We start from the raw sequence: 25,577 nt of genomic DNA, 5'->3' as shown, positions 1-25,577 counted from the left end.
TTTCAGACATCCAGTGAAACCAAATGCCGGCGAGCATGGCCCAAATCCTTTAGAGGAGGACACCATGAGTCGCGCATTCGTCAACGAGGACAACGCCGCCGCACAGGCCGATCAGCCAGTCGAGCGGCAAGTCAGCACACAGCCCAATTACGTGACGCCGCAAGGTCTGGCGCAGTTGCAGGCGAAAGTTGCCGAGCTGCAAGCCCTGCATGCCGAACAATCAGGCAAAGGTGAGCAGGCCGACAAGCAGCGTCTGGCGGATCTGCAAAGGGATCTGCGTTACTTCAATCAACGCCTGGGCACGGCACAGGTAGCTGTCGCCGCGACGTCCACCGACAAAGTGCAGATCGGCAGCTGGGTGACCTACGCCGACGAGCACGACACCGAACACCGCGTGCAACTGGTCGGTGAAGATCAGGCCGATGCGAGTCAGGGGCTGATCAATTGGGCCTCGCCGCTGGGCCGGGCGCTGCTCGGCGCACGACTCAACGACGAGGTGCTGTGGCAGCGCCCCGCCGGTGATCAGGTGATTGAAGTGATCCGCATCGAACCGGCTTAAACCACGCCTTGGGCCAACATCGCATCGGCGACTTTGACGAAGCCGGCGATGTTCGCGCCTTTGACGTAATTGACCTGGCCGTTGTCCTCGCCGTAATGCACGCAAGCGTGGTGGATCGATTGCATGATCGCGTGCAGCTTGCTGTCCACCTCGCCGGCCGTCCACAGCAGGCGCATGGCGTTCTGCGACATCTCCAGACCACTCACCGCGACGCCACCCGCGTTGGACGCCTTGCCCGGGGCGAACAGAATGCCCGCCTCGATAAAGATATCCACAGCCTCCAGCGTGGTCGGCATGTTCGCGCCCTCGGCCACGCACTCACAGCCATTGCGCAGCAGCGTGCGCGCCGCTTCGGCGTCGAGTTCGTTTTGAGTGGCGCAAGGCAGCGCGATGTCGCACGGCAGCGACCATGGCAACTGCCCGGCGCGGAACTCCAGACCGAATACGGCCGCCAGTTCGCTGATGCGCCCGCGTTTGACGTTTTTCAGCTCCAGCAGCGCCAGCCATTGTTCTTCGCTCAGGCCCGCCTCGCAGAACAGCGTGCCTTCGGAGTCGGACAGGGAAATCACCTTGCCGCCCAGATCCATCACTTTGCGCGCCGCGTATTGCGCGACATTGCCGGAGCCGGAAATCGCCACACGCTTGCCCTCAACGCTTTGCCCGCGGCGCTTGAGCATTTCCTCGGCGAAGTACACGCAACCGAAACCGGTGGCTTCGGGGCGAATCAGGCTGCCGCCGTACGTCATGCCTTTACCGGTGAGCACGCTGGTGAACTGGTTGCTCAGGCGCTTGTACTGACCGAACAGGAAACCGATCTCCCGCGCGCCGACGCCAATGTCACCGGCCGGTACGTCCACATCCGCACCGATATGACGATACAACTCGCTCATGAACGCCTGGCAGAAACGCATGACTTCTGCGTCGCTTTTGCCCTTTGGATCGAAGTCCGAACCGCCCTTGCCGCCGCCCATGGGCAACGACGTCAGCGAGTTCTTGAAGGTCTGTTCGAAAGCGAGGAATTTCAGCACGCCCATGTTCACCGACGGATGAAAACGCAGACCGCCCTTGTACGGGCCGATGGCGCTGTTCATCTGGATGCGGAAACCGCGATTGACCTGAACCTTGCCCTGATCGTCGACCCACGACACGCGAAACACCACCGCACGCTCCGGCTCGCAGATGCGCTCCAGAATCCCCGAAGTCAGGTAGCGCGGATTGGCTTCGAGAAATGGCCACAGACTGCGCAGCACTTCTTCGACAGCCTGGTGAAATTCAGGTTGATCGGGGTCGCGTTTTTTCAGGCGCGCAAGGAAGGATTCGACGGATTCGGTCATGGGCAAAAGTCTCGGCAAATTCATTGTCGTTGGAGGAGATTGGGCCGGACTGTAACAAACCGATTGCGCACAGGAACAGCGCAAAATGTCGCAGTTATGAAATTAAATGGTGCACAGGATATAAATCAGCCCTGATTTTTGCCCAGTCTTGCACCTGAATGGTGAGATCAGGCTCAGATTACGCACCAGTAGTTACATCGCCATCGCTGGCAAGCCAGCTCCCACAGTTTTAGCGGCGTTCACACAATCCGGACATAACACAATCCCTGTGGGAGCTGGCTTGCCAGCGATGAATCCACCTCGGTCCCGCTGAAAAAACCCGAGCAAAAAAACGGAGCCCGAAGGCTCCGCTTTGTCATGCAACCCGCCGAATCAGGCCAGTTTCTTGTGGCGTACCCGGTGTGGCTGGGCCGCCGCTTCGCCGAGGCGCTTTTTACGATCGGCTTCGTACTCGGTGTAGTTGCCTTCGAAGAACACCGCTTGCGAGTCGTCTTCGTACGCCAGGATGTGCGTGGCAACACGGTCAAGGAACCACCGATCGTGAGAGATCACAATGGCCGCGCCCGGGAAGTCCAGCAGCGCTTCTTCCAGCGAACGCAGGGTTTCCACGTCGAGGTCGTTGGACGGTTCGTCGAGCAGCAGGACGTTGCCGCCCTCCTTCAGGGTCAGCGCCAGGTGCAGACGACCGCGCTCACCACCGGACAAGTCCTTGACGAACTTCTGTTGGTCGCCGCCCTTGAAGTTGAAGCGACCGACGTAGGTGCGCGACGGAATCTCGTAGTTGCCGATGCGGATCTGGTCGGAACCGTCGGAGATCTGCTGGAACACGGTCTTGCTGCCGTCGAGGTCTTCGCGGCTCTGGTCAACGCAGGCCAGTTGCACGGTTTCGCCGACTTCGATGGTGCCCGAGTCCGGAGTTTCCTTGCCCATCAGCATGCGGAACAGGGTCGACTTACCGGCACCGTTACCACCGATCACGCCGACAATGGCGCCCTTGGGCATCGAGAACGACAGGTTGTCGATCAGCACGCGATCGCCGTAGCCCTTGGTGACGTTCTTGAATTCGATGACCTTGTCACCCAGGCGCGGACCGGCCGGGATGTAGATCTCGTTGGTTTCGCTGCGCTTCTGGAATTCCTGCGACTGCATTTCTTCGAAGCGTTGCAGACGAGCCTTGGATTTCGACTGGCGGGCTTTCGCGCCTTTGCGCACCCACTCCAGTTCTTCCTTCATGGCTTTTTCGTGCGCCGACTGCTGCTTGGATTCAGCGGCCAGACGATCGGACTTGGCTTCGAGCCAACCCGAATAGTTGCCCTCGTAAGGGATGCCCGCGCCGCGGTCGAGTTCCAGAATCCAGCCGGCGACGTTGTCGAGGAAGTAACGGTCGTGCGTGATCGCGACCACAGTGCCCGGGAAGTCGTGGAGGAAATGCTCCAGCCAGGCCACGGAATCGGCATCCAGGTGGTTGGTCGGTTCGTCGAGCAGCAGCATGTCCGGCGCGGACAGCAGCAGACGGCACAGGGCCACACGACGTTTTTCACCACCGGACAGGTGTTCGACTTTCGCATCCCAGGCTGGCAGACGCAGCGCATCGGCGGCGACTTCCAGTTGGCGCTCCAGGTTATGACCATCGCTGGCCTGCAGGATCGCTTCAAGCTTGGCCTGCTCGGCGGCCAGTTTGTCGAAATCGGCATCCGGATCGGCGTAAGCGGCGTAGACCTCGTCCAGACGCGCTTGCGCATCCTTGATCACGCTCACCGCTTCTTCGACCACTTCACGCACGGTCTTGGTCGGATCGAGTTGCGGCTCTTGCGGCAGGTAGCCGATGTTCAGGTCCGGCATCGGACGGGCTTCGCCTTCGAACTCGGTGTCGACGCCGGCCATGATTTTCAGCAGCGTGGACTTGCCCGAACCGTTGAGGCCGAGCACGCCGATCTTGGCGCCGGGGAAGAAGGACAGCGAAATGTTTTTGAGGATTTCCCGCTTCGGCGGAACAACTTTGCCCAGCCGATGCATGGTGAAGACGTATTGAGCCATGGAGAACCTTGGGTCAGTGACAGATGAATGAGTGGAGCGCAGGCGATGCCTGGCCAGACTGTGCGCGTCGTTCAGTTGATCGCGATCAATGCGTGCGCGCTGGAAAAAGTCTGATTGTAGGGGCTGGAACGCCCCCGGTCTAACCGGCAAAGCTACCTGAATGCTCCCAGGCAGTCCAGCCGCGAGGGGCTGGCACTTCGCCACGAGTCAAGGCATGCTAGCCGCCCTTTGGGCGTCCGGCTTATAGTGCACGTCGCGCCAGTCCAGCCAATCCGCAGGATCACAGCTTGTCCAACGTCACTCCGCCAGCTTCTGTGAGCAGCACCCCAGCGGCGCCCGGCTCGTCCCTGCGCGGCACATTAAAGGGTGCGCTGGCGACGCTCGTGCTTTTATTGCTGGCGTTGCTGTTCTGGCAACTGCTCGACCAACTGCGTGAAACCCAGAAAAACCAGCGCCAGTACACCATCGACTACACCGCCGACCTCGCCGCGCAGGTCAGCCTGAACATGGCGCTGAACGCGCAAATCGCCCTCAATCTGCTACCGATCGTCGAACAACCGCAATCAGCCGACGAACAGCAGGCGTTGCTGCGCAAGCTCCAGCAATCGCTGCCGGATCTGCGCAGCATGGCCTTGCTCAGCCCGTCCGGGCGGATCATCAGCGACAGCGCCGCGAACAGCGACGACGCCGACTACCTCACTGAACTGGTCCGGCGCAGCCGCGCCCAGGCGCATTATTTCAGCAACGCCGACGATGGCTCGGTGGTGCACTTGTTGTTGCACCAGGCCAGCGGCAGCACCCGCGGCTATTGGGCGCTGCGCCTGACGCCGACGTTTTTCGATTCCCTGACCAAACAGGGTGAAGCCGGCCTGCGCCCGCTGTGGCTGGTGGAAAACCGCGTCAACCATCAGATCATCAGCCGCGACAAAGCCCAGCCGTCGACCAAACCCGGCGTACTGACCCCGGACGACCTGGCCAACACCGTACTCACCGTGCCGCTGAGCAGCAGCGACTGGCAGTTGCGCGGGCTGTTCGACCGCCAGCGGGTGCTTGAAGAATTGTTGCCGGCGTTCATCGGCAAATGCCTGCTGGGCCTGGCGTTTTCCATGCTGCCGGTGATCGCGCTGCTGAACATGCGGCGGCGTCAGCGCCAGCTACATGAAGGGCGCCGCCGTTATCAGGACATTTTCGAAGGCACCGGGGTGGCCCTCTGCGTGCTCGATCTGTCGGGGCTCAAGCAGGCATTCGACAAGGCGCAGATTCAGAGCAGCGACCAGCTCAAGGCCTGGCTCGACCAGCCGCAGCAACGCCAGCAATTGCTTCAGGAACTGCGCGTCACCGAGGTCAATCAGGTCGCGCTGCAGTTGCTCAATGTCAATTCCTGCGAGCAGGCCTGGCAACTACTGATCGCCGGCCAGCCGCATCAACATTGCGTCATCGGCCAGCAAATTCTCGATGCGGTTTTGCTGCAACAGGATCAACTGGAGCTGGAAATCAAACTGCCGGACGGCAATGGTCGCGACCAGCACCTGTGGATGGTGCTGCGCCTGCCCAACGAGCAAGACGATTACAAAGCGGTGATCCTCAGTATCAACGACATCACCAGCCGCAAGCTGATCGAACTGTCGTTGCTCGAGCGCGAGGGCTTCTGGTCGGACGTGGTGCGCACCGTGCCGGATCATCTGTACGTGCAGGACGTGATCAGCCAGCGGATGATTTTCAGCAACCATCACCTCGGCCAGACACTGGGCTACAACCGCAGCGAACTGCACCAGATGGGCGAGTACTTCTGGGAAATCCTCCTGCACCCGGAAGATGCCGACCACTACCATCGCTCGCGGCAGTTGCAGCGCCACGCCGGTTACAGCCAGTTGCTGCAATGCCAGTTGCGTTTCCGCCATCGCGACGGCAAATGGCGGCGCTTCGACATTCGCGAACAGGCGCTGGCGCGGGACAAACACGATCAGGTCACGCGGATCATCGGCGTGGCCAAGGACATCACCGAGCAGATCGAGGCCAGCGAATCCCTGCGCGACAGCGAGCAGCGTTACCGGATGCTCGCCGAAAGCATCAGCGACGTGATTTTCTCCACCGACAGCAAACTCTCGCTGAACTATGTGAGCCCGTCGGTGCAAGCGGTGCTGGGATATAACGCCGAGTGGATTTTCCAGAACGGCTGGCAATCGACCATCGCCAACCCGCAGCAATTGAACGGCATCTACACGCTGATGGATCGCGTCAGCAAAGCCTTGGACAAGCCCGAACAACTGGCGCTGCTGCGCAATCAGGTGCAGACGCAACTGTTCCTGTTCGACTGCCTGCGCGCCGATGGCCGCAAGATCCCCATCGAACTGCGCCTGGTGCTGGTCTGGGACGAGCATGGCGCCTTCGAAGGCGTGCTCGGCGTCGGCCGCGACATCAGCCAGCAGCGCCGCGCCGAAAAGGACCTGCGCATGGCCGCCACGGTATTCGAGCACTCGACCTCGGCGATTCTGATCACCGACCCGGCCGGCTACATTGTCCAGGCCAACGAAGCGTTCAGCCGCGTCAGCGGCTACGCGGTGGGTGAAGTGCTCGACCAGTTGCCGAACATGCTCACCGTCGATGAACAGCAGGACGCGCACCTGCGCTACGTGCTCAAACAACTGCATGAGCACAGCACCTGGGAAGGCGAGGTCTGGATGAAGCGCCGCAACGGCGAGCATTATCCTGCGTGGGTCGGGATTACCGCAGTGCTCGACGACGAGGGCGATCTGGCCAGCTACGTGTGCTTCTTCAGCGACATCAGCGAGCGCAAGGCCAGCGAACAGCGCATTCACCGCCTCGCCTACTACGACGCCCTGACCCACCTGCCCAACCGCACGCTGTTCCAGGATCGCCTGCACACCGCGCTGCAAGCGGCCGAACGGCAGAAGTCGTGGGTGGTGCTGATGTTCCTCGATCTCGACCGGTTCAAGCCGATCAACGACTCCCTCGGCCACGCCGCCGGCGATCGCATGCTCAAGGACATGGCCACGCGCCTGCTGGCCTGCGTCGGTGAAGACGACACCGTGGCGCGCATGGGCGGCGATGAATTTACCCTGCTGCTGCAACATCGTTCCAGCCGCGAACTGGCCTTGAACCGGGCGATTCACGTCGCCGAGCAGATCCTCGGCAGTCTGGTGCGGCCGTTTGTGCTCGAAGGCCGTGAGTTCTTTGTCACCGCGAGTATCGGCATCGCGCTGAGCCCGCAGGACGGCAACGAACTCAGCCAGTTGATGAAGAACGCCGACACCGCGATGTACCACGCCAAGGAGCGCGGCAAGAACAACTTCCAGTTCTACCAGGCTGACATGAACGCCAGTGCGCTGGAGCGTCTGGAGCTGGAAAGCGACTTGCGCCATGCGCTGGAACAGAACGAATTCGTCCTGTATTACCAGCCGCAGTTCAGCGGCGACGGCAAACGTCTGACCGGCGCCGAAGCGCTGTTGCGCTGGCGCCATCCGCGTCGCGGGCTGGTGCCGCCGGGGGATTTCATTCCGGTGCTGGAAGAACTCGGGCTGGTGGTCGACGTGGGCGACTGGGTGATCAGCGAAGCCTGCCGCCAGCTGAAAACCTGGCATCAGCAACGCGTGCGCGTGCCGAAGGTGTCGGTGAACATCTCGGCGCGGCAGTTCTCCGACGGCCAGCTCGGCACGCGCATCGCCACGATCCTGCGCGAAACCGGTCTGCCGCCGGCGTGCCTGGAACTGGAACTGACCGAAAGTATCCTGATGCGCGAAGTCAGCGAGGCGATGCAGATTCTCGCCGGCCTGAAAAACCTTGGCCTGAGCATCGCCGTCGATGACTTCGGCACCGGTTACTCATCGCTGAACTACCTCAAGCAATTCCCGATCGACGTGCTGAAAATCGACCGCACCTTCGTCGATGGCCTGCCCTCCGGCGAACAGGACGCGCAAATCGCCCGGGCGATCATCGCCATGGCCCACAGCTTGAACCTGGCGGTGATCGCCGAGGGCGTGGAAACCCACGAGCAACTGGACTTCCTGCGTGAGCACGGTTGCGACGAGGTGCAGGGTTACCTGTTTGGCCGGCCGATGCCGGCGGGACGGTTCGAGGCGCAGTTCAGCAATGATGCGCTCTTCATGTTCGACTGAAGTCCTGCGGTGCGGCCATCGCTGGCAAGCCAGCTCCCACAGGGATTGGCAATGGATCAGTATTTTGAGGCTGGAACACAGTCATTGTGGGAGCTGGCTTGCCAGCGATAGGGTCGGCACAAACGCCACCTGTCTATGCATGAACGCCACTTGTCTGCGACATGATGCCGTTTCATATGCCATCCAAAAGCGGTTGGGTTAGAATGCCCCCTTTTCTGCCCCCCGATCCTTGAGGACCGCCATGTTCAGCCGTGATTTGACTATTGCCAAGTACGACGCCGACCTTTTTGCCGCCATGGAGCAAGAAGCTCAGCGTCAGGAAGAACACATTGAGCTGATCGCTTCGGAAAACTACACCAGCCCAGCGGTGATGGAAGCTCAAGGCTCGGTCCTGACCAACAAGTACGCCGAAGGCTACCCGGGCAAGCGCTACTACGGTGGTTGCGAATACGTCGACGTGGTCGAGCAACTGGCCATCGACCGTGCCAAGGAACTGTTCGGCGCCGATTACGCCAACGTTCAACCGCACGCCGGTTCGCAAGCCAACGCCGCGGTCTACCTGGCCCTGCTGTCGGCTGGTGACACCATTCTGGGCATGAGCCTGGCCCACGGCGGTCACCTGACCCACGGCGCCAGCGTTTCCTCCTCGGGCAAGCTGTACAACGCCGTGCAGTACGGCATCGACGCCAACGGCCTGATCGACTACGACGAAGTCGAGCGTCTGGCGGTCGAGCACAAGCCGAAAATGATCGTGGCCGGTTTCTCCGCCTACTCGCAGATCCTCGACTTCCCGCGCTTCCGCGCCATCGCGGACAAAGTCGGTGCCTACCTGTTCGTCGACATGGCCCACGTGGCCGGTCTGGTCGCCGCTGGCGTCTACCCGAACCCGGTGCCGTTCGCTGACGTCGTCACCACCACCACGCACAAGACCCTGCGCGGCCCACGTGGCGGCCTGATCCTGGCGCGCGCCAACGCCGACATCGAGAAGAAGCTCAACTCTGCCGTTTTCCCGGGCGCCCAGGGCGGCCCGCTGGAGCACGTGATCGCTGCCAAGGCGATCTGCTTCAAGGAAGCGCTGCAGCCTGAGTTCAAGGTTTACCAGCAACAGGTGGTGAAAAACGCCCAGGCCATGGCCAGCGTATTCATCGAACGCGGTTTCGACGTGGTCTCGGGCGGTACTGAAAACCACCTGTTCCTGCTGTCGCTGATCAAGCAGGAAATCTCCGGTAAAGATGCCGACGCCGCTCTGGGCAAAGCGTTCATCACCGTGAACAAGAACTCCGTGCCTAACGATCCACGCTCGCCGTTCGTCACCTCCGGCCTGCGTTTCGGTACTCCGGCAGTGACCACTCGCGGCTTCAAAGAGGCTGAGTGCAAAGAGCTGGCCGGCTGGATCTGCGACATCCTGGCAGACCTGAACAACGAAGCGGTAATCGACGCCGTACGTGAGAAAGTCAAAGCCATCTGCAAGAAACTGCCGGTATACGGCGCGTAAATCGCGACGTCAAACCTGCAGCAGGAAAAACCGGCCAAGTGATTGGCCGGTTTTTTTTCGCCCGTATTTTTTCAAACACCTGAACCGCTCAAGCATGGGGCTTGCCGCACAACTGGTCAGACCGGTCATGCCAATTCGTCATTTTTCACTTGCGGCCATGGAAAATCAGCGCCTAGACTGCGCCTGCACTGGACATACCGGTAAGACCACAATAATTAAGTCCTGAATCCGATACGCCAAGCGTGCGGCAGCCAGGACACCGACCCAGGATTCCTCCCATGCTCAGATGGTGCTCGCGTTCAATCTTCCTCCAAGTGGTTCTCGGACTGATGCTCGGCATCGTCTGCGGGCTGACCCTCCCGGAATACTCAGCCCAGCTCAAACCGCTCGGCGACGGTTTCATCAAACTGATCAAGATGCTCATCGGCCTGATCGTGTTCTGCGTGGTAGTCAGCGGCATCAGTGGCGCGGGTGACCTGAAGAAGGTCGGGCGCATCGGCCTCAAGTCGGTGATCTACTTCGAAGTGCTGACCACCATCGCGTTGGTGATCGGCCTGGTGTTCGCCTTCAGCACCGGCATCGGCAGCGGCGCGAATATTCATCTGGAGCAACTGTCCAGCGCTGACATGGGCGACCTCGCCGAGCGCGGGCAGCACATGCACACCACCACGCAGTTTCTGATGGACCTGATCCCGACCTCGGTGATCGGTGCCTTCGCCGACAACAACATTCTGCAAGTGCTGCTGTTCTCGGTGCTGTTCGGCAGCGCGCTGAATCTGGTCGGCGAAGCGGCGTCGGGAATCTCGCGACTGATCAACGAACTGAGCCATGTGATCTTCCGCATCATGGGCATGATCGTGCGTCTGGCGCCGATCGGCGTGTTCGGCGCCATCGCTTTTACCACCAGCAAATATGGCCTGGATTCGCTGCAGCATCTGGGCAGCCTGGTCGGCCTGTTCTATCTGACCTGCATTGCATTCGTCAGCGTGATTCTCGGTCTGGTGATGCGTGCTTCCGGGCTGCGCATGTGGCCGCTGCTCAAGTACCTGCGCGAAGAACTGCTGATCGTCATGGGCACCGCCTCCTCTGACGCCGTGCTGCCGCAGATCATGCGCAAGCTTGAACACCTGGGCATCGGCAGTTCGACCGTCGGGCTGGTGATTCCGACCGGGTATTCGTTCAACCTCGACGGTTTTTCGATCTACCTGACCCTGGCCATCGTGTTTATCGCCAACGCCACCGGCACGCCGCTGGCGATGACTGACTTGCTGACAATTCTGCTGGTGTCGCTGATCACCTCCAAAGGTGCCCACGGCATTCCCGGTTCGGCGCTGGTGATTCTCGCGGCAACGCTGACCGCGATTCCGGCGATCCCGGTGGTCGGTCTGGTGCTGGTGCTCGCGGTGGACTGGTTCATGGGCATCGGCCGCGCGCTGACCAACCTGATCGGCAACTGCGTCGCCACCGTCGCCATCGCCCGCTGGGAAAAGGACATCGACGTACAACGGGCCAACAAGGTGCTCAACGGCGAACAGGGCTATAACTTCCAGCCGAGAAAAACCGTCGCCCAGGCGGCGGCCAAAGAATTCTGATTGATCGCCGTGCCTGCTGATCGGCAGGCACGGCGCAGGAGCCAATACGTGATTACAACTTCAACCGTCGTCAACTCAGTGGTGGAAAAGCTCCGCGCGGCGCTGGCCCGTGGTCAGTGGCGCAGCGGTGAAATGCTGCCGGGCCAGCGTGAACTGGCCGAACAATTGGGCATCAGCCGGCCGAGCCTGCGCGAAGCCGTGATCGTTCTGGAAACCCTTGGCCTGGTGCGTTCGATGCCGGGCAAAGGTGTGGTGGTGCTCGACGCACAACTGAGCGACAACCCAAACCACGACAGCGCAGTCGCCGGGGCCAGCCTGGAAGACGTACTGCAACTGCGCTACACCCTCGAGCCATTCATTGTCGGCCTCGTCGCACAATCGATCAGCAGCAAGGAAGTCGGCCAGCTGCGCCTGACCCTGATGGACATGCGCGAAGCCCTCGAAGCGGGCGACAGCGAAGCCGGAGTCAGCGCCTATATCGCTTTCCACGAGGAACTGTTCACCCTGACCTCGAACCCGATTTTCCAAAGTGTCGTGCAGCAGACCAGCAACGCGCTCAAGCAAAGCGCCGAAGTGCTGCGCAATTCTCCCGAGCATCTGGCCGAACGTCTGGAAGAAAACGAAGCGGTAGTCCGCGCGATCCGTAGCAAGAACAGCGCGCAGGCCAGCGCCGAAATGCGTCGGCACATTCTGCGAGAGGGCCAGCGCATGGGCGTCGAGCTGAATATCCCGGAAGACAACCTGCCCCACTGAATTACCTTTTTTGGAGACCGGCCATGAACAGTGTCGCCGCAACGCCGCACGCTCACTCTGCAGGCGCCCCACTGCCCTTCACTCACCTGCGCGCCGCGGTGGACGATCTGTATCCGCGCCTGCTCGAGGCGATTCTGGAGCAGCGGATTACCCCGGCCAGCCGTTTTACCGAGGACAGCCTGCAGGCGATGTTCAGCGTGGGCCGCGCCGATGTACGACGGGTGCTGACGCAGTTGTCCCATGAGCAGATCGTAGTATTGCGCGCCAATCATCGACCGCGAGTGGCCGCGCCTGATCGGGATTTGATCCGGCAGACCTTGCATGCGCGACGGCTGGCTGAGAACACGCTGGTCAGATTGGCCTGTCAGAGTCCGCAGCCAGACGATCTGGAATGCTTGCGCACGTTGATAGAGCGCGGGAAGCGCGCCATCGAGCAGGATCGGCGCGGGGCGGCGATTCGGTTGTCGGGGGAGTTTCATTTGCAGTTGGCACGGATGGCGGGGAATGTGCCGCTGACGCATTTTCTGCGCAGTCTGGTGCCGTTGACGTCGTTGGCCATTGCGCGGAATCAATGTTCGACGCGAAGCTGTTGCGCATCGCAAGAGCATTTGGCGTTGGTTGAGGTTGTGGAGCGAGGTGATGCTTCCAAGGCCGGGATGCTGATGAATCGGCATCTGGATCATCTTGAGCAGACACTGCTGGGGACAACCTTTCAACATTGTGTTGTGAGTTAAATCGTCATCGCGGGCAAGCCCGCTCCCACAGGATTATCTGTCGCTCACAGATTGCGGGTACACCAATAAACCTGTGGGAGCGGGCTTGCCCGCGATGACGTCAGCTCTGACACCGAAAAATCATCAGGCAGAAGCTACCCTGGCAAACCCCGCCCGAATCTTCTCCTGCGGCAAATCATCGGCAATAAACACCATCACACTTTCGCGCTTCTCACCCTCGGCCCATTCAGTGTCCCAGTCGAAACCGTAAAGTTTCAGCACCCCCTGAAACACCAGCCGCCGATCCTCGCCCGCAATGTTCAACACACCTTTGTAACGCAGCAATTGCTTGCCGTGTTCTTCCAGCAGTTCGTTCATGAACTCGCTGAGCTGATCGATATCCAGCGGCTGATCAGTGCGCAGCACCAGGCTGGAAATCCGATCGATCGACGGCGCCTTGCCTACCGGACGCAGGCTCAAGCCGCCGCCGAGATCGGCATTCAGATTGAAGCCGCGCACATCCAGCAGCTCGGCCAGATCAATGTTGCCATGCTCGACCACGCGGATTGGCGCACGGCGGTTGATCCGCGTCAGCCGCTCGCTCAGCGCGGTGAAGGTGGCTTCGTCAACCAGATCGGTCTTGCTCACCAGCAGGCGGTCGGCGAAACCGATCTGCGCCTGGGCGATGGTCTGGCTCAGATGCACGTCGGCATGCGCGGCATCGACCAGGGTGATGATGCCGTCGAGCAGATAACGCTCGCGCAGCTCTTCATCGATGAAAAAGGTCTGCGCTACCGGCGCCGGATCGGCAAGGCCGGTGCACTCGATGACCAGACGATCAAAGGCGATCTCGCCGCTGTCCAGCCGTTCGAGCAGCAGGTACAGCGCCTTGGTCAGGTCGGTGTGAATGGTGCAGCAGACGCAGCCGTTGGCCAGGGTCATGACTTGCACTGGCTCGTCACCCAGCAACTGCGTGTCGATGCCGGCGTCGCTGAATTCGTTTTCGATCACGGCGATTTTCAGGCCGTGCTCGGCTTTCAATAAATGGCGCAGCAACGTGGTCTTGCCAGCGCCGAGGAAACCGCTGAGTACCGTGACCGGGATGGGAGAGGACAAAACTCGATCTCCTTAAAAGGAACACAAAACAAATGTGGGAGCCAGCCTGCTGGCGATGAGGGTGTGTCAGTCGAAATTTCCGTCGACTGACACTCCGCCATCGCTGGCAGGCCAGCTCCCACAGGGGGATTACCTCAACCTGATACTGTCAGCTCAACAGCACTTCGGCCCACCCTTGCCACCGTAGCGAGCCTCCTGACGTTCACGAAAGAACATCTCGTAGCTCATCACCGGTTTGTCCGGGTGTTTGGTTTGCATATGCTCGACGTAGGTGTCGTAGTCGGGCATGCCGACCATCAGGCGCGCGGCCTGACCGAGGTATTTACCGAGGCGACTCAGGTCATTGAACATGCTGCAATCCTCTGGTTACGCATCCGGCAGGGCCTGGAATGGCGATTCTTTATCCGTACGCTCTTTTTTGCCCCAGGCGGCGATGCCGACCTTGAGCGCATAGAACAGGATGCTGAATACCACGAACAGGAACAGCGCGGTGAGTGTGGCGTTGGTATAGGCGTTGAAGATCACATGCTGCATCTGCTCGACACTTTTCGCCGGTGCCAGCACCTGACCGTTGGCCAGCGCATCGCTGTACTTCTTGGCCAGCGACAGGAAGCCGATCGCCGGGTTGGCGTCGAACAGCTTGATGAAGCCTGCGGTCGTGGTGCAGATCAGCAGCCAGGTGGCCGGCAGCAGGGTGACCCAGATGTAGCGCTGGCGCTTCATCTTGATCAGAACCACGGTGCCGAGCATCAGCGCAATACCGGCGAGCATCTGGTTGGAGATGCCGAACAGTGGCCACAGGGTGTTGATGCCGCCCAGTGGATCGATCACGCCCTGATACAGCAACCAGCCCCACATCGCCACACAGCCGGCGGTGGCGATCAGGTTGGCGCCCCACGATTCGGTACGTTTCAGCGCCGGGACGAATGAGCCGAGCAGGTCCTGCAGCATGAAACGCCCGGCACGGGTACCGGCGTCGACTGCGGTCAGGATGAACAGCGCTTCGAACAGGATCGCGAAGTGGTACCAGAACGCCATGGTGTTTTCACCCGGCAGGACGCTGTGCAGGATCTGCGCAATCCCCACCGCCAGGGTCGGCGCACCACCGGCACGGGCCAGAATGGTGGTTTCACCGATGTCATGAGCAACCGCTTGCAGCGCCTCCGGCGTGATTGCGAAGCCCCAACTGGTGACCATCTGCGCCACTGACGCGGCGTCACTGCCAACCACGGCGGCCGGGCTGTTCATGGCGAAGTACACGCCCGGCTCGATCACCGAAGCGGCAACCATGGCCATGATTGCCACGAACGACTCCATCAGCATGCCGCCGTAACCGATGTAGCGGGCGTTGGTTTCGTTATCCAGCAGCTTCGGCGTGGTGCCCGAAGAAATCAGTGCGTGGAAACCCGATACCGCACCGCAGGCGATGGTGATGAACAGGAACGGGAACAGACCGCCCTTCCACACCGGCCCGGTGCCGTCGACGAACTGGGTCAGCGCCGGCATTTTCAGCTCGGGCATGGTGATCAGGATGCCGATCGCCAGCGCGACGATGGTGCCGATCTTGAGGAAGGTCGACAGGTAGTCACGCGGCGCGAGGATCAGCCAGACCGGCAGCGACGCGGCGACAAAACCATAACCGACCAGCATCCAGGTAATCTGCACACCGGTGAAGGTGAAGGCTTTGGCCCATACCGGATCGGCAGCAATCTGCCCGCCCAGCCAGATCGAACCGAGCAGCAGCAACACACCGACCACGGAGATTTCGCCGATGCGGCCCGGGCGGATGTAGCGCATGTAGATGCCCATGAACATTGCGATCGGGATGGTCGCCATCACGGTGAAGATGCCCCACGGGCTCTCGGCCAGGGCCTTGACCACAATCAGCGCCAGCACCGCAAGGATGATGATCATGATCAGGAAGCAGCCGAACAGCGCGATGGTCCCGGGAATCCGGCCCATTTCTTCGCGGACCATGTCGCCCAGGGAACGCCCGTTGCGACGGGTCGACATGAACAGGACCATGAAGTCCTGCACCGCGCCCGCCAGCACCACACCGGCAATCAGCCAGAGCGTACCGGGCAGGTAGCCCATCTGCGCCGCCAATACCGGGCCGACCAGCGGCCCCGCGCCAGCGATGGCCGCGAAGTGGTGACCGAAAAGAATGTGTTTGTTGGTCGGCACATAGTCCAGACCGTCGTTGTTGAGCACGGCGGGGGTGGCCCGTCGCGGGTCGAGTTGCATCACGTTGTTGGCGATGAACAGACTGTAGTAACGGTACGCAACCAGATAAATGGCCACGGCAGCGACCACGATCCACAAGGCGTTGATCGCCTCGCCGCGGCGCAATGCCACTACGCCCAGGGCGCACGCTCCTACGATTGCCAGCACTAGCCAGGGTAAGTGGCGTAGCAGGCTATTATTATTTTTCATTTTTTTATTCCAGCCAGGGTGGACAAGAAAGACAGCCACCCCGAGTTTAGCGCTAACGGTGCCAAAGGCCATACCCCGACATAGGTCTATCTGGCCCCGTGCGCGCTGGCGAGGCCGGACAAGGTGGGTCTATAGTCAGCGAACCTTCGGAGGATTGCGCCATGAACGAGCCTTCAGACAACCGTCGTCGCTTCAAACGTATTGCGTTCGATGCCAGAACCGAGCTGAGTCAGGGCGAGTACATCTGGCCGGTCAAACTTCTCGACCTGTCACTCAAGGGTTTGCTGGTCGAACGGCCGGAGCCGTGGCTCGGCGATCGGCAAAAGGATTTTTTCGTCGACATTCATCTGAGCAATGACGTCGACATACAGATGGACGTGCATTTGACCCATGAGGAAAACGGCCATTTGGGGTTCATTTGTCGGCATATCAGCCTGGAGTCGATCCAGCGCTTGCGGCGGTTGATCGAGCTGAACCTGGCGGACAAGGCCGAGCTTGAGGCCGAATTGGCCGCCCTGATCGAAATCTAGCGTCCTCCACCGATCAACTGTAGGAGTGAGCCTGCTCGCGATAGCGGTGTGTCAGCCAGCTGATTTGTCGAATGACACACCGCTATCGCGAGCAGGCTCACTCCTACAGGGGATTGTGGTTATTCAAAGAGTGCGTCAAGCGCCTGTTCGAGGCGCGTGACAGCAATAATCTGCAAGCCTGCCGGCGATTCCTTCGGCGCGTTGCCCTTGGGCACGATCGCGCGTTTGAAACCATGCTTGGCCGCTTCCTTCAAGCGCTCCTGCCCGCTCGGTACCGGGCGCACTTCGCCGGACAGGCCGACCTCGCCGAACACCAGCAGATCGTGCGGCAACGGCCGGTTGCGCAAGCTCGACATGACCGCCGCCATCAGCGCCAGATCGGAAGCCGTTTCCAGCACCTTGACCCCGCCGACCACGTTGAGGAACACGTCCTGATCGTGGGTTGGAATCCCACCGTGGCGGTGCAGAACCGCGAGCAACATCGCCAGACGGTTCTGATCCAGACCCAGCGTCACTCGGCGCGGATTGGCCAGATGGCTGTCATCGACCAGCGCCTGCACTTCCACCAGCATCGGCCGGGTGCCTTCCCATGTCGCCATGACCACACTGCCCGGGACTTCTTCCTGGGCGCGCGTGAGGAAAATCGCCGAAGGGTTGGAGACTTCCTTCAAACCCTTGTCGGTCATGCCGAACACGCCCAGCTCGTTGACCGCGCCGAAACGGTTTTTCACCGCGCGCAGCAAACGCAAGCGCCCATCGGACTCGCCTTCGAAATACAGCACGGTATCGACCATGTGCTCAAGCACGCGCGGACCAGCCAGTGCGCCCTCCTTGGTGACGTGGCCGACCAGGAAAATCGCCGTCCCGCTCTGCTTGGCATAACGCACCAGCAGCGCCGCACTTTCGCGCACCTGAGAAACGCCGCCGGGCGCCGACTGCAGTTGTTCGGTGAAAATCGTCTGGATCGAGTCGATCACCATCACCTTGGGTTTTTCCTGACGGGCGGTGGCGATGATGGTTTCGATGCAGGTTTCGGTCATCACGCGTAGCTGGTCCTGCGGCAAGCCGAGGCGGCGGGCGCGCATGGCGACTTGCTGTTGGGATTCTTCGCCAGTGACGTACAGCGCCGGCATGCTCTTGGCGAGGTTGCACAGGGTTTGCAGCAGAATCGTCGACTTGCCGATGCCCGGATCACCGCCGATCAACACCACCGAACCGTCGACCAGACCGCCGCCGAGCACGCGATCGAGTTCACCGGAGGCGGTGGAAAAACGTGGAATTTCTTCAATGCTGACTTCGGCCAGGGTCTTGATCTGCGCTTGCTGCCCGGCCCAACCGGTGCGCCCGGTGGGTGCCGTGGCGCCGCCACTTTCAATCATGGTTTCGGTCAGCGTGTTCCACGCGCCGCATTCACCGCACTGGCCGGCCCACTTGGGAAAGGTTGCGCCGCACTCGGTGCAGCCGTACATGCGCTTGGCCTTGGCCATCAGAACCCCCGACAAAAACCGCGATGATAACCTACAGGCTCGCGATCAGCGCGGCGCCGGATTACGGATTTCGCCGCTGGCCAGACGCGCGGCGCTATTGCCCAGCGGGTCCTCGGCATTCAGGTCGGCGCCCTTGGCCTTGAGCGCATCAAGCAGTTCCAGACGCTTGAACAAGCCGCCATACATCGCCGCTGTCTGCCCGGCGCCGTTACGTTGATCGGGGCTGCAATCGCTGGCCATCAAGCGCCGGGCGATCTGCACTTCGCCTTTGAAAATCGCGCCCATCAGCGCCGTGTTGCCGCGCTGATCCTGGGCGCAGGCGTCGGCGCCGGCCGCAAGCAAGCGCTCCACGGCAGGCGCCTGACCGTGATAAGCGGCGAGGATCAGCGCGGTGTATCCCTTGCTGTCGCGGGTGTCGAGGGAATAGCCAGATTCGATGAACGTCTCGAGCATCGGCACATCACCACGCCGCGCCGCGTCGAAATAGTAGTCGCGCAATTGTGCCTGGATCGCCTCGGGACTCTGGTCGACCGGTGCCGCCCATACGTTAAGCGACAGGCACGCGGCCAATAGGAAAAGACAGGTTCGCATCAGCAGTCTCCTTCAACGGAACGGGGCCTGCTGCAGGCCCCGCGGGTGTCATGTCGCTATCAGTCGACCAGTTTCGCCGCCAGGGCCTTGACCCGGCTCAGATCGCCCTTGGCCACTTCCGTCACGCCGGTGCCGTATTCCGGATCGGCCTTGTACAGGAACGACAGGATGATGTGCTTGCTTTCATCGTCGGTGGTGGCCAGCGAGCCACCGAAGCTGTCGATCAGGTCGCGACGCTCTTTCTTGCTGAACGAGCGATACAGATCGCCGGCCTGCTTGAAGTTCTGCTCGCGTTGGATCTTCACCTGCTGAGTGCTGCCCGACAGCGCCAGTTGGCTGTAACGCGCGCTCGACGTCTCTTCACGCGGTTGCAGACGGCTAGGCTGGTAGTTCACGCCGCTGTTGCTGGCGCCAAAGTTCATTGCACCGTCCTGATTGCCATTGTTCACCGCAACTTTCGGCGCGTTGATTGGCAATTGCAGAGCGTTGGCACCCAGGCGATACATTTGTGTATCGGCGTAGGAGAACACTCGGCCCTGCAATAAACGATCTTCGGAAGGTTCGATACCCGGAACCACATTAGCCGGCGCCATCGCAACTTGTTCGGTTTCCTGGAAGACATTCGCCGGATTACGGTTCAAGACCATTTGTCCAACTTTTCGCTCAGCAATACCTGGCCAGATCTTGGTGGCATCCAATGGATCAAAATCAAACTTGGACAAATCCTGTGGTTTGAGAACCTGAACGTACAAGTCCCATTTCGGGAAGTTGCCTTTATTGATATGACTCACCAGATCATTGGTCATATGGCTGTAATCCTGACCCTGAACTTTGGCAACTTGTTTTGGCGTCAGGTTATTAAGACCTTGCAGGCTCTTCCAGTGAAACTTGACGTAATGAACTTCACCTTTGGCGTTGATCAATTTATAAGCATGCACACCATTACCGTCCATTTCCCGATAGCTGGCCGGAGTACCCGCATTGGAATACAACTCGGTCAGTGTACGGGTGGCTTCCGGTACATGGGAGAAGAAGTCGAACCGGCGCGAGTCATCGTCGAGGTTGGTTCGCGGATCAGGCTTGAACGCGTGGACCATGTCGGGGAATTTGATCGCGTCGCGAATGAAGAAAGTCGGGAAGTTATTGCCCACCAGGTCCCAGTTGCCATCAGCGGTGTAAAACTTGGTGGCAAAACCGCGTGGGTCACGCAAGGTTTCCGGCGAGTGATTGCCATGCACCACCGCCGAGAAGCGCACGAATACCGGTGTGGTCTGCCCAGCGGCAAACACCTTGGCCTTGCTCAGGTCGCTGAGGTCGTTGGTCACCGTGAACGTGCCGTGAGCACCGGTACCGCGGGCGTGAACCACGCGTTCGGGAATGCGCTCGCGGTCGAAACGCTGCAGTTTCTGAATCAGTTGCACGTCCTGCAGCAGAACCGGGCCGTTGGCGCCTGCGGTCTGAGAATTCTGGTTATCACCGACGGCTGCGCCATTGTCACGGGTCAGTGGTGCTGCATTCACGGAGAAACTCAGCAGGCCGGCGGTCAGTACGCCGAGCGTGCGGCGGCGGGGAAAAGCCCCCAATCCAAGTGCGGAAGTCATATCAGGATCCTCTGGTTTTTTTTGGCGGCGCATCCAGGTGCGCCATCCCAAGGCTAGAGGCCTGCGGCGGGGAACATAAATAGAAAGAACGTAACACCATGATTGAGAAAATTGGCTTCCTGATCAGCGAGTTACACGCTATTTCGCGCGCGATTGCTGGCACTTTGCAAACTAATCGTCTATTGATGTGTCGATAAAAACGGGGATTGTAAGAAGGTGTTTCGCGCAGGACGCGTTTCGCTGATTTACACTGCCTTCACCAAACTCATCTGTAACAAGGAAATAACTATGGGCGTGCTTAGCGAGTTCAAGGCCTTCGCGGTCAAAGGCAATGTGGTCGACATGGCCGTCGGTATCATCATCGGTGCGGCGTTCGGCAAGATTGTGTCGTCGTTTGTCGGTGACGTGATCATGCCGCCAATCGGCCTGTTGATCGGCGGGGTGGACTTCAGTGACCTGGCCATCACGCTCAAGGCCGCCGAGGGCAACACGCCTGCAGTGATGCTGGCTTACGGCAAATTCATCCAGACGGTGCTGGACTTCATCATTGTCGCTTTCGCCATCTTCATGGGCGTCAAAGCCATCAACCGCCTCAAGCGTGAAGAAGCCGTAGCGCCGACCGCGCCACCGATCCCGAGCAAGGAAGAACAGCTGCTGGGTGAAATTCGCGATCTGCTCAAGGCGCAGAACGAGCGGCCCTGAGCCATCCGCCCTTAGCAAAACAACGGCACCTGCGGGTGCCGTTTTCGTTACCAGTAATTTTCCACAGCGACCTGGCCGGGCCGGCGCGTCAGGCTCAGGCGCATGTCCCTCTGTTTCAGCAACGCGCGGGTGTCGTCGATCATCTGCGGGTTGCCGCACAACATGACCCGTGAATGCTCCGCCGACAGCTCCACGCCCGCCGCACGCTCCAGTTCACCGTTTTCAATCAGGGTAGTAATGCGCCCGTGTAGCGCCCCCGGGTGCGCCTCACGCGTCACCGTCGCGATGAACCGCAACTTGTGTGCATATTCGCTGAGGTAGTCGCGTTGATCGAGCCCGGCAATCAGTTCCTGATAAGCCAGCTCGCGCGCCTCGCGCACGCTGTAGACCAGAATGATGCGCTCGAATTTTTCCCACACTTCGAAATCCTGCAGGATCGACAGGAACGGCGCCACCCCCGTGCCCGTCGACAGCAGCCAGAGATCGCGGCCGTCGACGAAGCGATCAAGGGTCAGATAGCCAAACGCCTGGCGCTCGACCAGCAAGGTATCGCCGACCTGCAACCGGCTCAGCTCGCTGGTGAACTCCCCACCCGGCACGACGATGGAGAAAAACTCGAGAAACTCGTCAAACGGTGACGAGACCATCGAATAGGCGCGCCAGACGATACTGCCATCAGCCTTGGTCACACCGAGGCGGGCAAACTGCCCGGCGCGGAAACGAAATCCGACGTCACGAGTGGTGCGCAGGGTAAACAGACTTGAGGTCAGGGGTTGGACGTCGAGCAAGGTTTGCCTGGTGTATTTATCTGCGCTGGCGGTCATGGGTCACTCCACTGAACGGTTGTCGCCAGTTTCGCGCAAATCGACGCGGTTAAACACCGACGGTTAATAATGGTATTGAACCTATATCAAACAGAAGATTCATCTGAAAAATTATCGCACCGGTCAACATTCGAGCAATTACTTCAAATGACAACTCCAATGTAATACAAGAATGTATTAAGAACTCTTTATCCATATATCTAACTGTTCAATACCGAAAAAATTTATAGCTCCCTGTGTGAATCGTCCTACACTTCGCTGCGTGCCGGATCTGTTTGGATCCATTCGGCGCCCCCGTTACGTCATGGAGTGTTTCATTATGGAAACATGGAAGGAATCACAGCTGAAACAACTGACGTTTGCCAAGGGCATCGATGCTGCTTATCCGATTCTGTTGCGATTTGCCGAAAACCTCGGATTCAACTTTTGTGCAATATCGGTTGTCCCCCTTCATCGCGATACGCCGCTCCGCCCCTTGCAGATCAATAATTACCCCAGCGACTGGAACAGCGAATATGAACTGAATAGTTACATTAAAACAGACCCTCTGATATCACACTGCAATCATTCAATGTCTCCCATCGTCTGGAATGAATCGGTATTTGCCGAAACCCGGGATATATGGCAAGGCTTGCAGAAGTATGGCTTGCAACATGGCTGGTCACAGTCGTTCCATCATGCGCCAAGTGGTTTGTGCAGCATTATCAGCCTGGCGCGCCGACATTGTTCGATCAGCCCACTGGAGCTGTATGAGCATTTTGGCTATATGTTCTACGCCAGCAGTCACTTGAGCGAGCTGTTCGCCCGGACCCTGCCAGCGGAATCGCTCAAGCCTCGTCAACCGCATCTGTCCTCACGAGAACTGGAGGTGTTGAAATTGTCCGCCGTCGGCAAGACCGCTTATGAAATCTCGAAGATCCTCAGCCTTAGCGAACGGACCGTGAACTATCACGTACAAAACGTCATCGAGAAACTCCACGTCTGCAACAAGATCTCTGCCGTTATCAAAGCTGCCAGAACCGGGATCATTTGACGCGCGATCAGCCTTGCCTCCCTTTATAAACATGCGGGTAATGACAGCGAAAAAAACGTACCATTCGTAACCTTCCTGAGTGATAACGCCGGTACTGCGCGTTGCCTTACACTCGGTCGGTTCCGCCGCACATATCAGGGCCGCGGAATATTCGTCGATCACCTGAGTCCCCGCCCCATGCCTTTGCTCGAAACGCCCTTCGCCCAACTCGACCTGATCCGCCAGCCCGAACAGCCGAACGAACCGCTGCAAGCTTTCGATGCCGCCGACGAATACCTGCTTAACCATCTCGCGGCGCAGCAACCGACGGCGGACACCCGCGTGCTGGTGCTCAACGACAGCTTCGGCGCGCTGGCGGTCAGTCTGCTCGGCAAGGTCAAAGTCTGCAGCAGCGGCGACTCGTTTCTCGGTTTTCAGGGACTGGAGAAAAATCTGCTGCGCAACGGCCAGGCGTTCGATGCGGTGCGCGGTATCCCGGCGAGCGAGCCCTTGGTCGGGCCGTTCGACCGGGTCCTGATCCGGGTGCCGAAAACCCTCGCGCTGCTGGAAGAACAACTGATCCGCCTGCAAGGGCAACTCGCGCCCGGCGCCGAAGTAATCGCCGCCGCGATGGTCAAGCACCTGCCGCGTGCCGCCGGAGACCTGCTCGAGCGTTACATCGGCCCGGTACAAGCCTCGCTCGCGGTGAAAAAGGCCCGCCTGCTGATTGCCACGCCGCAAGCCAAGGCTGCGGTGGCCGACTCGCCCTACCCGACGCGCTATCGCCTCGACGAGCCGCCGATCGAACTGCTCAACCACGCCAACGTATTTTGCCGCGAAGGGCTGGACATCGGCACCCGGGCGTTCCTCCCGCACTTACCGAAAAACCTCGGTCAGGCCCGCGTCGCCGATCTGGGCTGTGGCAACGGCGTGCTGGCCATCGCCAGCGCTTTGCAGAACCCGGATGCGCATTACACGCTGGTCGATGAATCGTATATGGCGGTGCAATCGGCCCTGGAAAACTGGCGGGGCGCACTGGGCGACCGCGAGGTGATCGTGCGTGCCGCCGATGGCCTGGCCGGACAAGAGGCGCAGTCGCTGGACGTAGTGCTGTGCAATCCACCGTTCCATCAACAGCAGGTGGTTGGCGACTTCCTTGCCTGGCGCATGTTCCAGCAGGCACGCGAAGCGCTGGTGGTTGGCGGTGCGCTGTACATCGTCGGCAACCGCCATCTGGGTTACCACAGCAAACTGGCGCGGTTGTTCCGCGGCGTCGAACAAGTCGCGGCCACGCCGAAATTCGTCATTCTCAAAGCGCGCAAATAAACCCGCAGACGAAAAAAACCCTCCACAAGGAGGGTTTGCAAATCCTTTGCCGAAGGCGCCGGGGCGGGATGATTTCAGTGCGTGGTCAGGCCTGCTGCGTTCATGAACATACGCATCAGGCTGGCGGCGATAAACAGCACACCCACGCTACCGACCCAGATCAGGGCCAGCCAGCCGAGCCGCTGCCACAGCGGCTTTTTTTCGGCTTCTTCGATGTCGTGCAGGGAATGTTTGCCGGTCATTGCATCGATCTCCGTTAAGCCAAGCCGTCATTCGGGACGCCTTCGCGAGCAGGCTCGCTCCCACAAGGGAAGCCAGGCAGCAGACTAGTGATAACCGTCTTCATGGGTCACCTTGCCGCGGAACACGTAGTAGCTCCAGAAGGTGTAACCCAGGATGAACGGAATGATGAACAGCGTGCCCACCAGCATGAAGCCCTGACTTTGCGGTGGTGCTGCGGCGTCCCAGATCGAGATCGATGGCGGCACGATGTTCGGCCACAGGCTGATGCCCAGGCCGCTGTAGCCGAGGAAGATCAGTACCAGCGTCAGCAGAAACGGCGTGTAGTTGGCGTTACGCGCCACCGCGCGGATCAAGCCATACAGTGTCACCAGCACCAGAATCGGCACCGGCATGAACCAGAACAGATTGGGCATGGTGAACCAGCGCGAAGCGATTTCCGGATGCGCCAGCGGCGTCCACAGGCTGACCACACCGATCACCGCCAGCAGCACGAAGGCCAATGGCCGCGCCAGATCGTGCATCTGCTCTTGCAGCTTGCCTTCGGTTTTCATTATCAGCCAGGTGCAGCCGAGCAAGGCATAGGCGACCACCAGGGCGGCGCCGCAGAACAGCGTGAACGGGGTCAGCCAATCCATTGAGCCGCCGGCGAACTGGCGGTTGACCACCGGCAAGCCGTCGATGAACGCCCCCAGCGCCACGCCCTGAAAGAACGTCGCCGCGATCGAGCCGCCGATGAACGCTTTGTCCCACAGATGACGTTTTTCATCCTTGGCCTTGAAGCGGAACTCGAAGGCCACACCGCGGAAGATCAGCCCCATCAGCATGAAGATCAGCGGTAGATAAAGCGCTGAAAGCACCACCGAATAGGCCAGCGGGAAAGCGCCGAATAATGCGGCGCCGCCGAGTACCAGCCAGGTTTCGTTGCCGTCCCAGACCGGGGCGACGGTGTTCATCATCACGTCACGGTCGGTCTTGCCCGGAACGAACGGGAAAAGAATCCCGATGCCCAGGTCGAAACCGTCCATGACCACGTACATCATGATCCCGAAGATGATGATCACGGCCCAGATCAGCGGAAGATCAATACCCATGG

The 25,577-nt window shown here is 60.0% G+C and carries 21 protein-coding genes; 10 read left to right on the top strand and 11 right to left on the bottom strand.

Annotation, left to right across the window (positions count from 1 at the left end; genetic code table 11):
- Positions 1–64: 64 nt before the first annotated feature.
- A complete protein-coding gene (locus M0746_RS00955; RefSeq protein ID WP_258447950.1) occupies positions 65–559 on the top strand; it encodes a GreA/GreB family elongation factor in 495 nt (164 codons plus the stop codon).
- Here M0746_RS00955 and gdhA read toward each other — a convergent pair.
- Entirely contained in the window at positions 556–1,893 is a 1,338-nt protein-coding gene (gene gdhA, locus M0746_RS00950) for an NADP-specific glutamate dehydrogenase (protein ID WP_258447949.1), read from the bottom strand. The two genes, M0746_RS00955 and gdhA, sit on opposite strands and share 4 nt — an antisense overlap.
- Before the next feature lie 372 nt (positions 1,894–2,265).
- Complete coding sequence (gene ettA, locus M0746_RS00945; protein WP_003228391.1) at positions 2,266–3,930, bottom strand: energy-dependent translational throttle protein EttA; 1,665 nt, start codon at positions 3,928–3,930, stop codon at positions 2,266–2,268.
- Between the two features lie 287 nt (positions 3,931–4,217).
- On the opposite strand from ettA, the gene morA reads away from it, so the two are divergent.
- The 5 genes from morA to M0746_RS00920 all read left to right on the top strand — a co-directional run bounded on the left by morA (position 4,218) and on the right by M0746_RS00920 (position 12,640).
- On the top strand, positions 4,218–8,066 hold the full coding sequence (gene morA / locus M0746_RS00940) for a cyclic di-GMP receptor MorA (protein ID WP_258447948.1): 3,849 nt from the start codon (positions 4,218–4,220) through the stop codon (positions 8,064–8,066).
- A 241-nt stretch (positions 8,067–8,307) separates the two neighbouring features.
- On the top strand, positions 8,308–9,561 hold the full coding sequence (glyA, locus tag M0746_RS00935) for a serine hydroxymethyltransferase (RefSeq protein WP_090286474.1): 1,254 nt from the start codon (positions 8,308–8,310) through the stop codon (positions 9,559–9,561).
- A gap of 278 nt (positions 9,562–9,839) precedes the next feature.
- Positions 9,840–11,153 (top strand): C4-dicarboxylate transporter DctA, encoded by a 1,314-nt coding sequence (locus tag M0746_RS00930; protein WP_208939698.1) that lies wholly within the window; start codon positions 9,840–9,842, stop codon positions 11,151–11,153.
- Between the two features lie 48 nt (positions 11,154–11,201).
- A complete protein-coding gene (locus M0746_RS00925; protein WP_258447947.1) occupies positions 11,202–11,906 on the top strand; it encodes a FadR/GntR family transcriptional regulator in 705 nt (234 codons plus the stop codon).
- A gap of 23 nt (positions 11,907–11,929) precedes the next feature.
- Positions 11,930–12,640: a GntR family transcriptional regulator gene (locus M0746_RS00920; RefSeq protein WP_208939696.1), complete on the top strand. Its 711-nt coding sequence runs from the start codon at positions 11,930–11,932 to the stop codon at positions 12,638–12,640.
- A gap of 123 nt (positions 12,641–12,763) precedes the next feature.
- Here the strand turns inward: M0746_RS00920 and yjiA are convergent, their stop codons facing one another.
- The 3 genes from yjiA to M0746_RS00905 all read right to left on the bottom strand — a co-directional run bounded on the left by yjiA (position 12,764) and on the right by M0746_RS00905 (position 16,168).
- A complete protein-coding gene (yjiA, locus tag M0746_RS00915; protein WP_208939695.1) occupies positions 12,764–13,735 on the bottom strand; it encodes a GTPase in 972 nt (323 codons plus the stop codon).
- Positions 13,736–13,888: 153 nt separating this feature from the next.
- Entirely contained in the window at positions 13,889–14,086 is a 198-nt protein-coding gene (locus M0746_RS00910; protein WP_003228401.1) for a YbdD/YjiX family protein, read from the bottom strand.
- Between the two features lie 15 nt (positions 14,087–14,101).
- A complete protein-coding gene (locus M0746_RS00905; protein WP_208939694.1) occupies positions 14,102–16,168 on the bottom strand; it encodes a carbon starvation CstA family protein in 2,067 nt (688 codons plus the stop codon).
- A gap of 161 nt (positions 16,169–16,329) precedes the next feature.
- On the opposite strand from M0746_RS00905, the gene M0746_RS00900 reads away from it, so the two are divergent.
- A complete protein-coding gene (locus tag M0746_RS00900; protein ID WP_258447946.1) occupies positions 16,330–16,698 on the top strand; it encodes a PilZ domain-containing protein in 369 nt (122 codons plus the stop codon).
- 119 nt (positions 16,699–16,817) lie between these two features.
- Here the strand turns inward: M0746_RS00900 and radA are convergent, their stop codons facing one another.
- Genes radA through M0746_RS00885 form a run of 3 tightly spaced genes read right to left on the bottom strand, consistent with a single transcriptional unit; the run spans position 16,818 to position 20,377 of the window.
- Positions 16,818–18,185, bottom strand: a complete 1,368-nt coding sequence (radA, locus tag M0746_RS00895) for a DNA repair protein RadA (RefSeq protein ID WP_095181861.1) — start codon at positions 18,183–18,185, stop codon at positions 16,818–16,820.
- Positions 18,186–18,230: 45 nt separating this feature from the next.
- Positions 18,231–18,776 (bottom strand): ankyrin repeat domain-containing protein, encoded by a 546-nt coding sequence (locus M0746_RS00890; RefSeq protein WP_258447945.1) that lies wholly within the window; start codon positions 18,774–18,776, stop codon positions 18,231–18,233.
- 59 nt (positions 18,777–18,835) lie between these two features.
- Complete coding sequence (locus tag M0746_RS00885; RefSeq protein ID WP_258447944.1) at positions 18,836–20,377, bottom strand: catalase; 1,542 nt, start codon at positions 20,375–20,377, stop codon at positions 18,836–18,838.
- A 288-nt stretch (positions 20,378–20,665) separates the two neighbouring features.
- On the opposite strand from M0746_RS00885, the gene mscL reads away from it, so the two are divergent.
- Entirely contained in the window at positions 20,666–21,079 is a 414-nt protein-coding gene (mscL, locus tag M0746_RS00880) for a large-conductance mechanosensitive channel protein MscL (protein WP_203419572.1), read from the top strand.
- A gap of 47 nt (positions 21,080–21,126) precedes the next feature.
- Here mscL and M0746_RS00875 read toward each other — a convergent pair whose 3' ends face one another.
- A complete protein-coding gene (locus tag M0746_RS00875) occupies positions 21,127–21,903 on the bottom strand; it encodes a ferredoxin--NADP reductase (RefSeq protein ID WP_258447943.1) in 777 nt (258 codons plus the stop codon).
- 319 nt (positions 21,904–22,222) lie between these two features.
- On the opposite strand from M0746_RS00875, the gene M0746_RS00870 reads away from it, so the two are divergent.
- Positions 22,223–22,936 carry an autoinducer binding domain-containing protein gene (locus M0746_RS00870; RefSeq protein ID WP_258447942.1) on the top strand — a complete coding sequence of 238 codons (714 nt, stop codon included), beginning with the start codon at positions 22,223–22,225 and terminating at the stop codon, positions 22,934–22,936.
- A 177-nt stretch (positions 22,937–23,113) separates the two neighbouring features.
- The gene (locus M0746_RS00865; RefSeq protein ID WP_258447941.1) at positions 23,114–24,241 is read left to right on the top strand and encodes a methyltransferase; all 1,128 of its coding nucleotides are present in this window, start codon (positions 23,114–23,116) and stop codon (positions 24,239–24,241) included.
- A gap of 74 nt (positions 24,242–24,315) precedes the next feature.
- Here the strand turns inward: M0746_RS00865 and M0746_RS00860 are convergent, their stop codons facing one another.
- Both M0746_RS00860 and cydB read right to left on the bottom strand, forming a co-directional pair.
- On the bottom strand, positions 24,316–24,483 hold the full coding sequence (locus M0746_RS00860; protein ID WP_016773090.1) for a DUF2474 domain-containing protein: 168 nt from the start codon (positions 24,481–24,483) through the stop codon (positions 24,316–24,318).
- An 84-nt stretch (positions 24,484–24,567) separates the two neighbouring features.
- Entirely contained in the window at positions 24,568–25,575 is a 1,008-nt protein-coding gene (gene cydB, locus M0746_RS00855) for a cytochrome d ubiquinol oxidase subunit II (RefSeq protein WP_208939686.1), read from the bottom strand.
- Positions 25,576–25,577: the final 2 nt, after the last annotated feature.

The organism is Pseudomonas sp. S11P7 (genome assembly GCF_023195435.1).
In the GTDB taxonomy this organism is placed as follows: Bacteria; Pseudomonadota; Gammaproteobacteria; order Pseudomonadales; family Pseudomonadaceae; genus Aquipseudomonas; species Aquipseudomonas fluorescens_G.
The sequence above is the reverse complement of the archived record's forward strand: the minus strand, read 5'-3'. Positions and strand labels throughout refer to the sequence as shown.

Excerpts from the sequence above, each read along its gene's own strand:
- M0746_RS00955 (WP_258447950.1), top strand. The coding sequence starts at position 65 with ATGAGTCGCGCATTCGTCAACGAGGACAACGCCGCCGCACAGGCCGAT.
- gdhA (WP_258447949.1), bottom strand. The coding sequence starts at position 1,893 with ATGACCGAATCCGTCGAATCCTTCCTTGCGCGCCTGAAAAAACGCGAC.
- ettA (WP_003228391.1), bottom strand. The coding sequence starts at position 3,930 with ATGGCTCAATACGTCTTCACCATGCATCGGCTGGGCAAAGTTGTTCCG.
- glyA (WP_090286474.1), top strand. The coding sequence starts at position 8,308 with ATGTTCAGCCGTGATTTGACTATTGCCAAGTACGACGCCGACCTTTTT.
- M0746_RS00930 (WP_208939698.1), top strand. The coding sequence starts at position 9,840 with ATGCTCAGATGGTGCTCGCGTTCAATCTTCCTCCAAGTGGTTCTCGGA.
- M0746_RS00920 (WP_208939696.1), top strand. The coding sequence starts at position 11,930 with ATGAACAGTGTCGCCGCAACGCCGCACGCTCACTCTGCAGGCGCCCCA.
- M0746_RS00910 (WP_003228401.1), bottom strand. The coding sequence starts at position 14,086 with ATGTTCAATGACCTGAGTCGCCTCGGTAAATACCTCGGTCAGGCCGCG.
- M0746_RS00905 (WP_208939694.1), bottom strand. The coding sequence starts at position 16,168 with ATGAAAAATAATAATAGCCTGCTACGCCACTTACCCTGGCTAGTGCTG.
- M0746_RS00900 (WP_258447946.1), top strand. The coding sequence starts at position 16,330 with ATGAACGAGCCTTCAGACAACCGTCGTCGCTTCAAACGTATTGCGTTC.
- radA (WP_095181861.1), bottom strand. The coding sequence starts at position 18,185 with ATGGCCAAGGCCAAGCGCATGTACGGCTGCACCGAGTGCGGCGCAACC.
- M0746_RS00890 (WP_258447945.1), bottom strand. The coding sequence starts at position 18,776 with ATGCGAACCTGTCTTTTCCTATTGGCCGCGTGCCTGTCGCTTAACGTA.
- M0746_RS00885 (WP_258447944.1), bottom strand. The coding sequence starts at position 20,377 with ATGACTTCCGCACTTGGATTGGGGGCTTTTCCCCGCCGCCGCACGCTC.
- mscL (WP_203419572.1), top strand. The coding sequence starts at position 20,666 with ATGGGCGTGCTTAGCGAGTTCAAGGCCTTCGCGGTCAAAGGCAATGTG.
- M0746_RS00875 (WP_258447943.1), bottom strand. The coding sequence starts at position 21,903 with ATGACCGCCAGCGCAGATAAATACACCAGGCAAACCTTGCTCGACGTC.
- M0746_RS00870 (WP_258447942.1), top strand. The coding sequence starts at position 22,223 with ATGGAAACATGGAAGGAATCACAGCTGAAACAACTGACGTTTGCCAAG.
- M0746_RS00865 (WP_258447941.1), top strand. The coding sequence starts at position 23,114 with ATGCCTTTGCTCGAAACGCCCTTCGCCCAACTCGACCTGATCCGCCAG.
- M0746_RS00860 (WP_016773090.1), bottom strand. The coding sequence starts at position 24,483 with ATGACCGGCAAACATTCCCTGCACGACATCGAAGAAGCCGAAAAAAAG.
- cydB (WP_208939686.1), bottom strand. The coding sequence starts at position 25,575 with ATGGGTATTGATCTTCCGCTGATCTGGGCCGTGATCATCATCTTCGGG.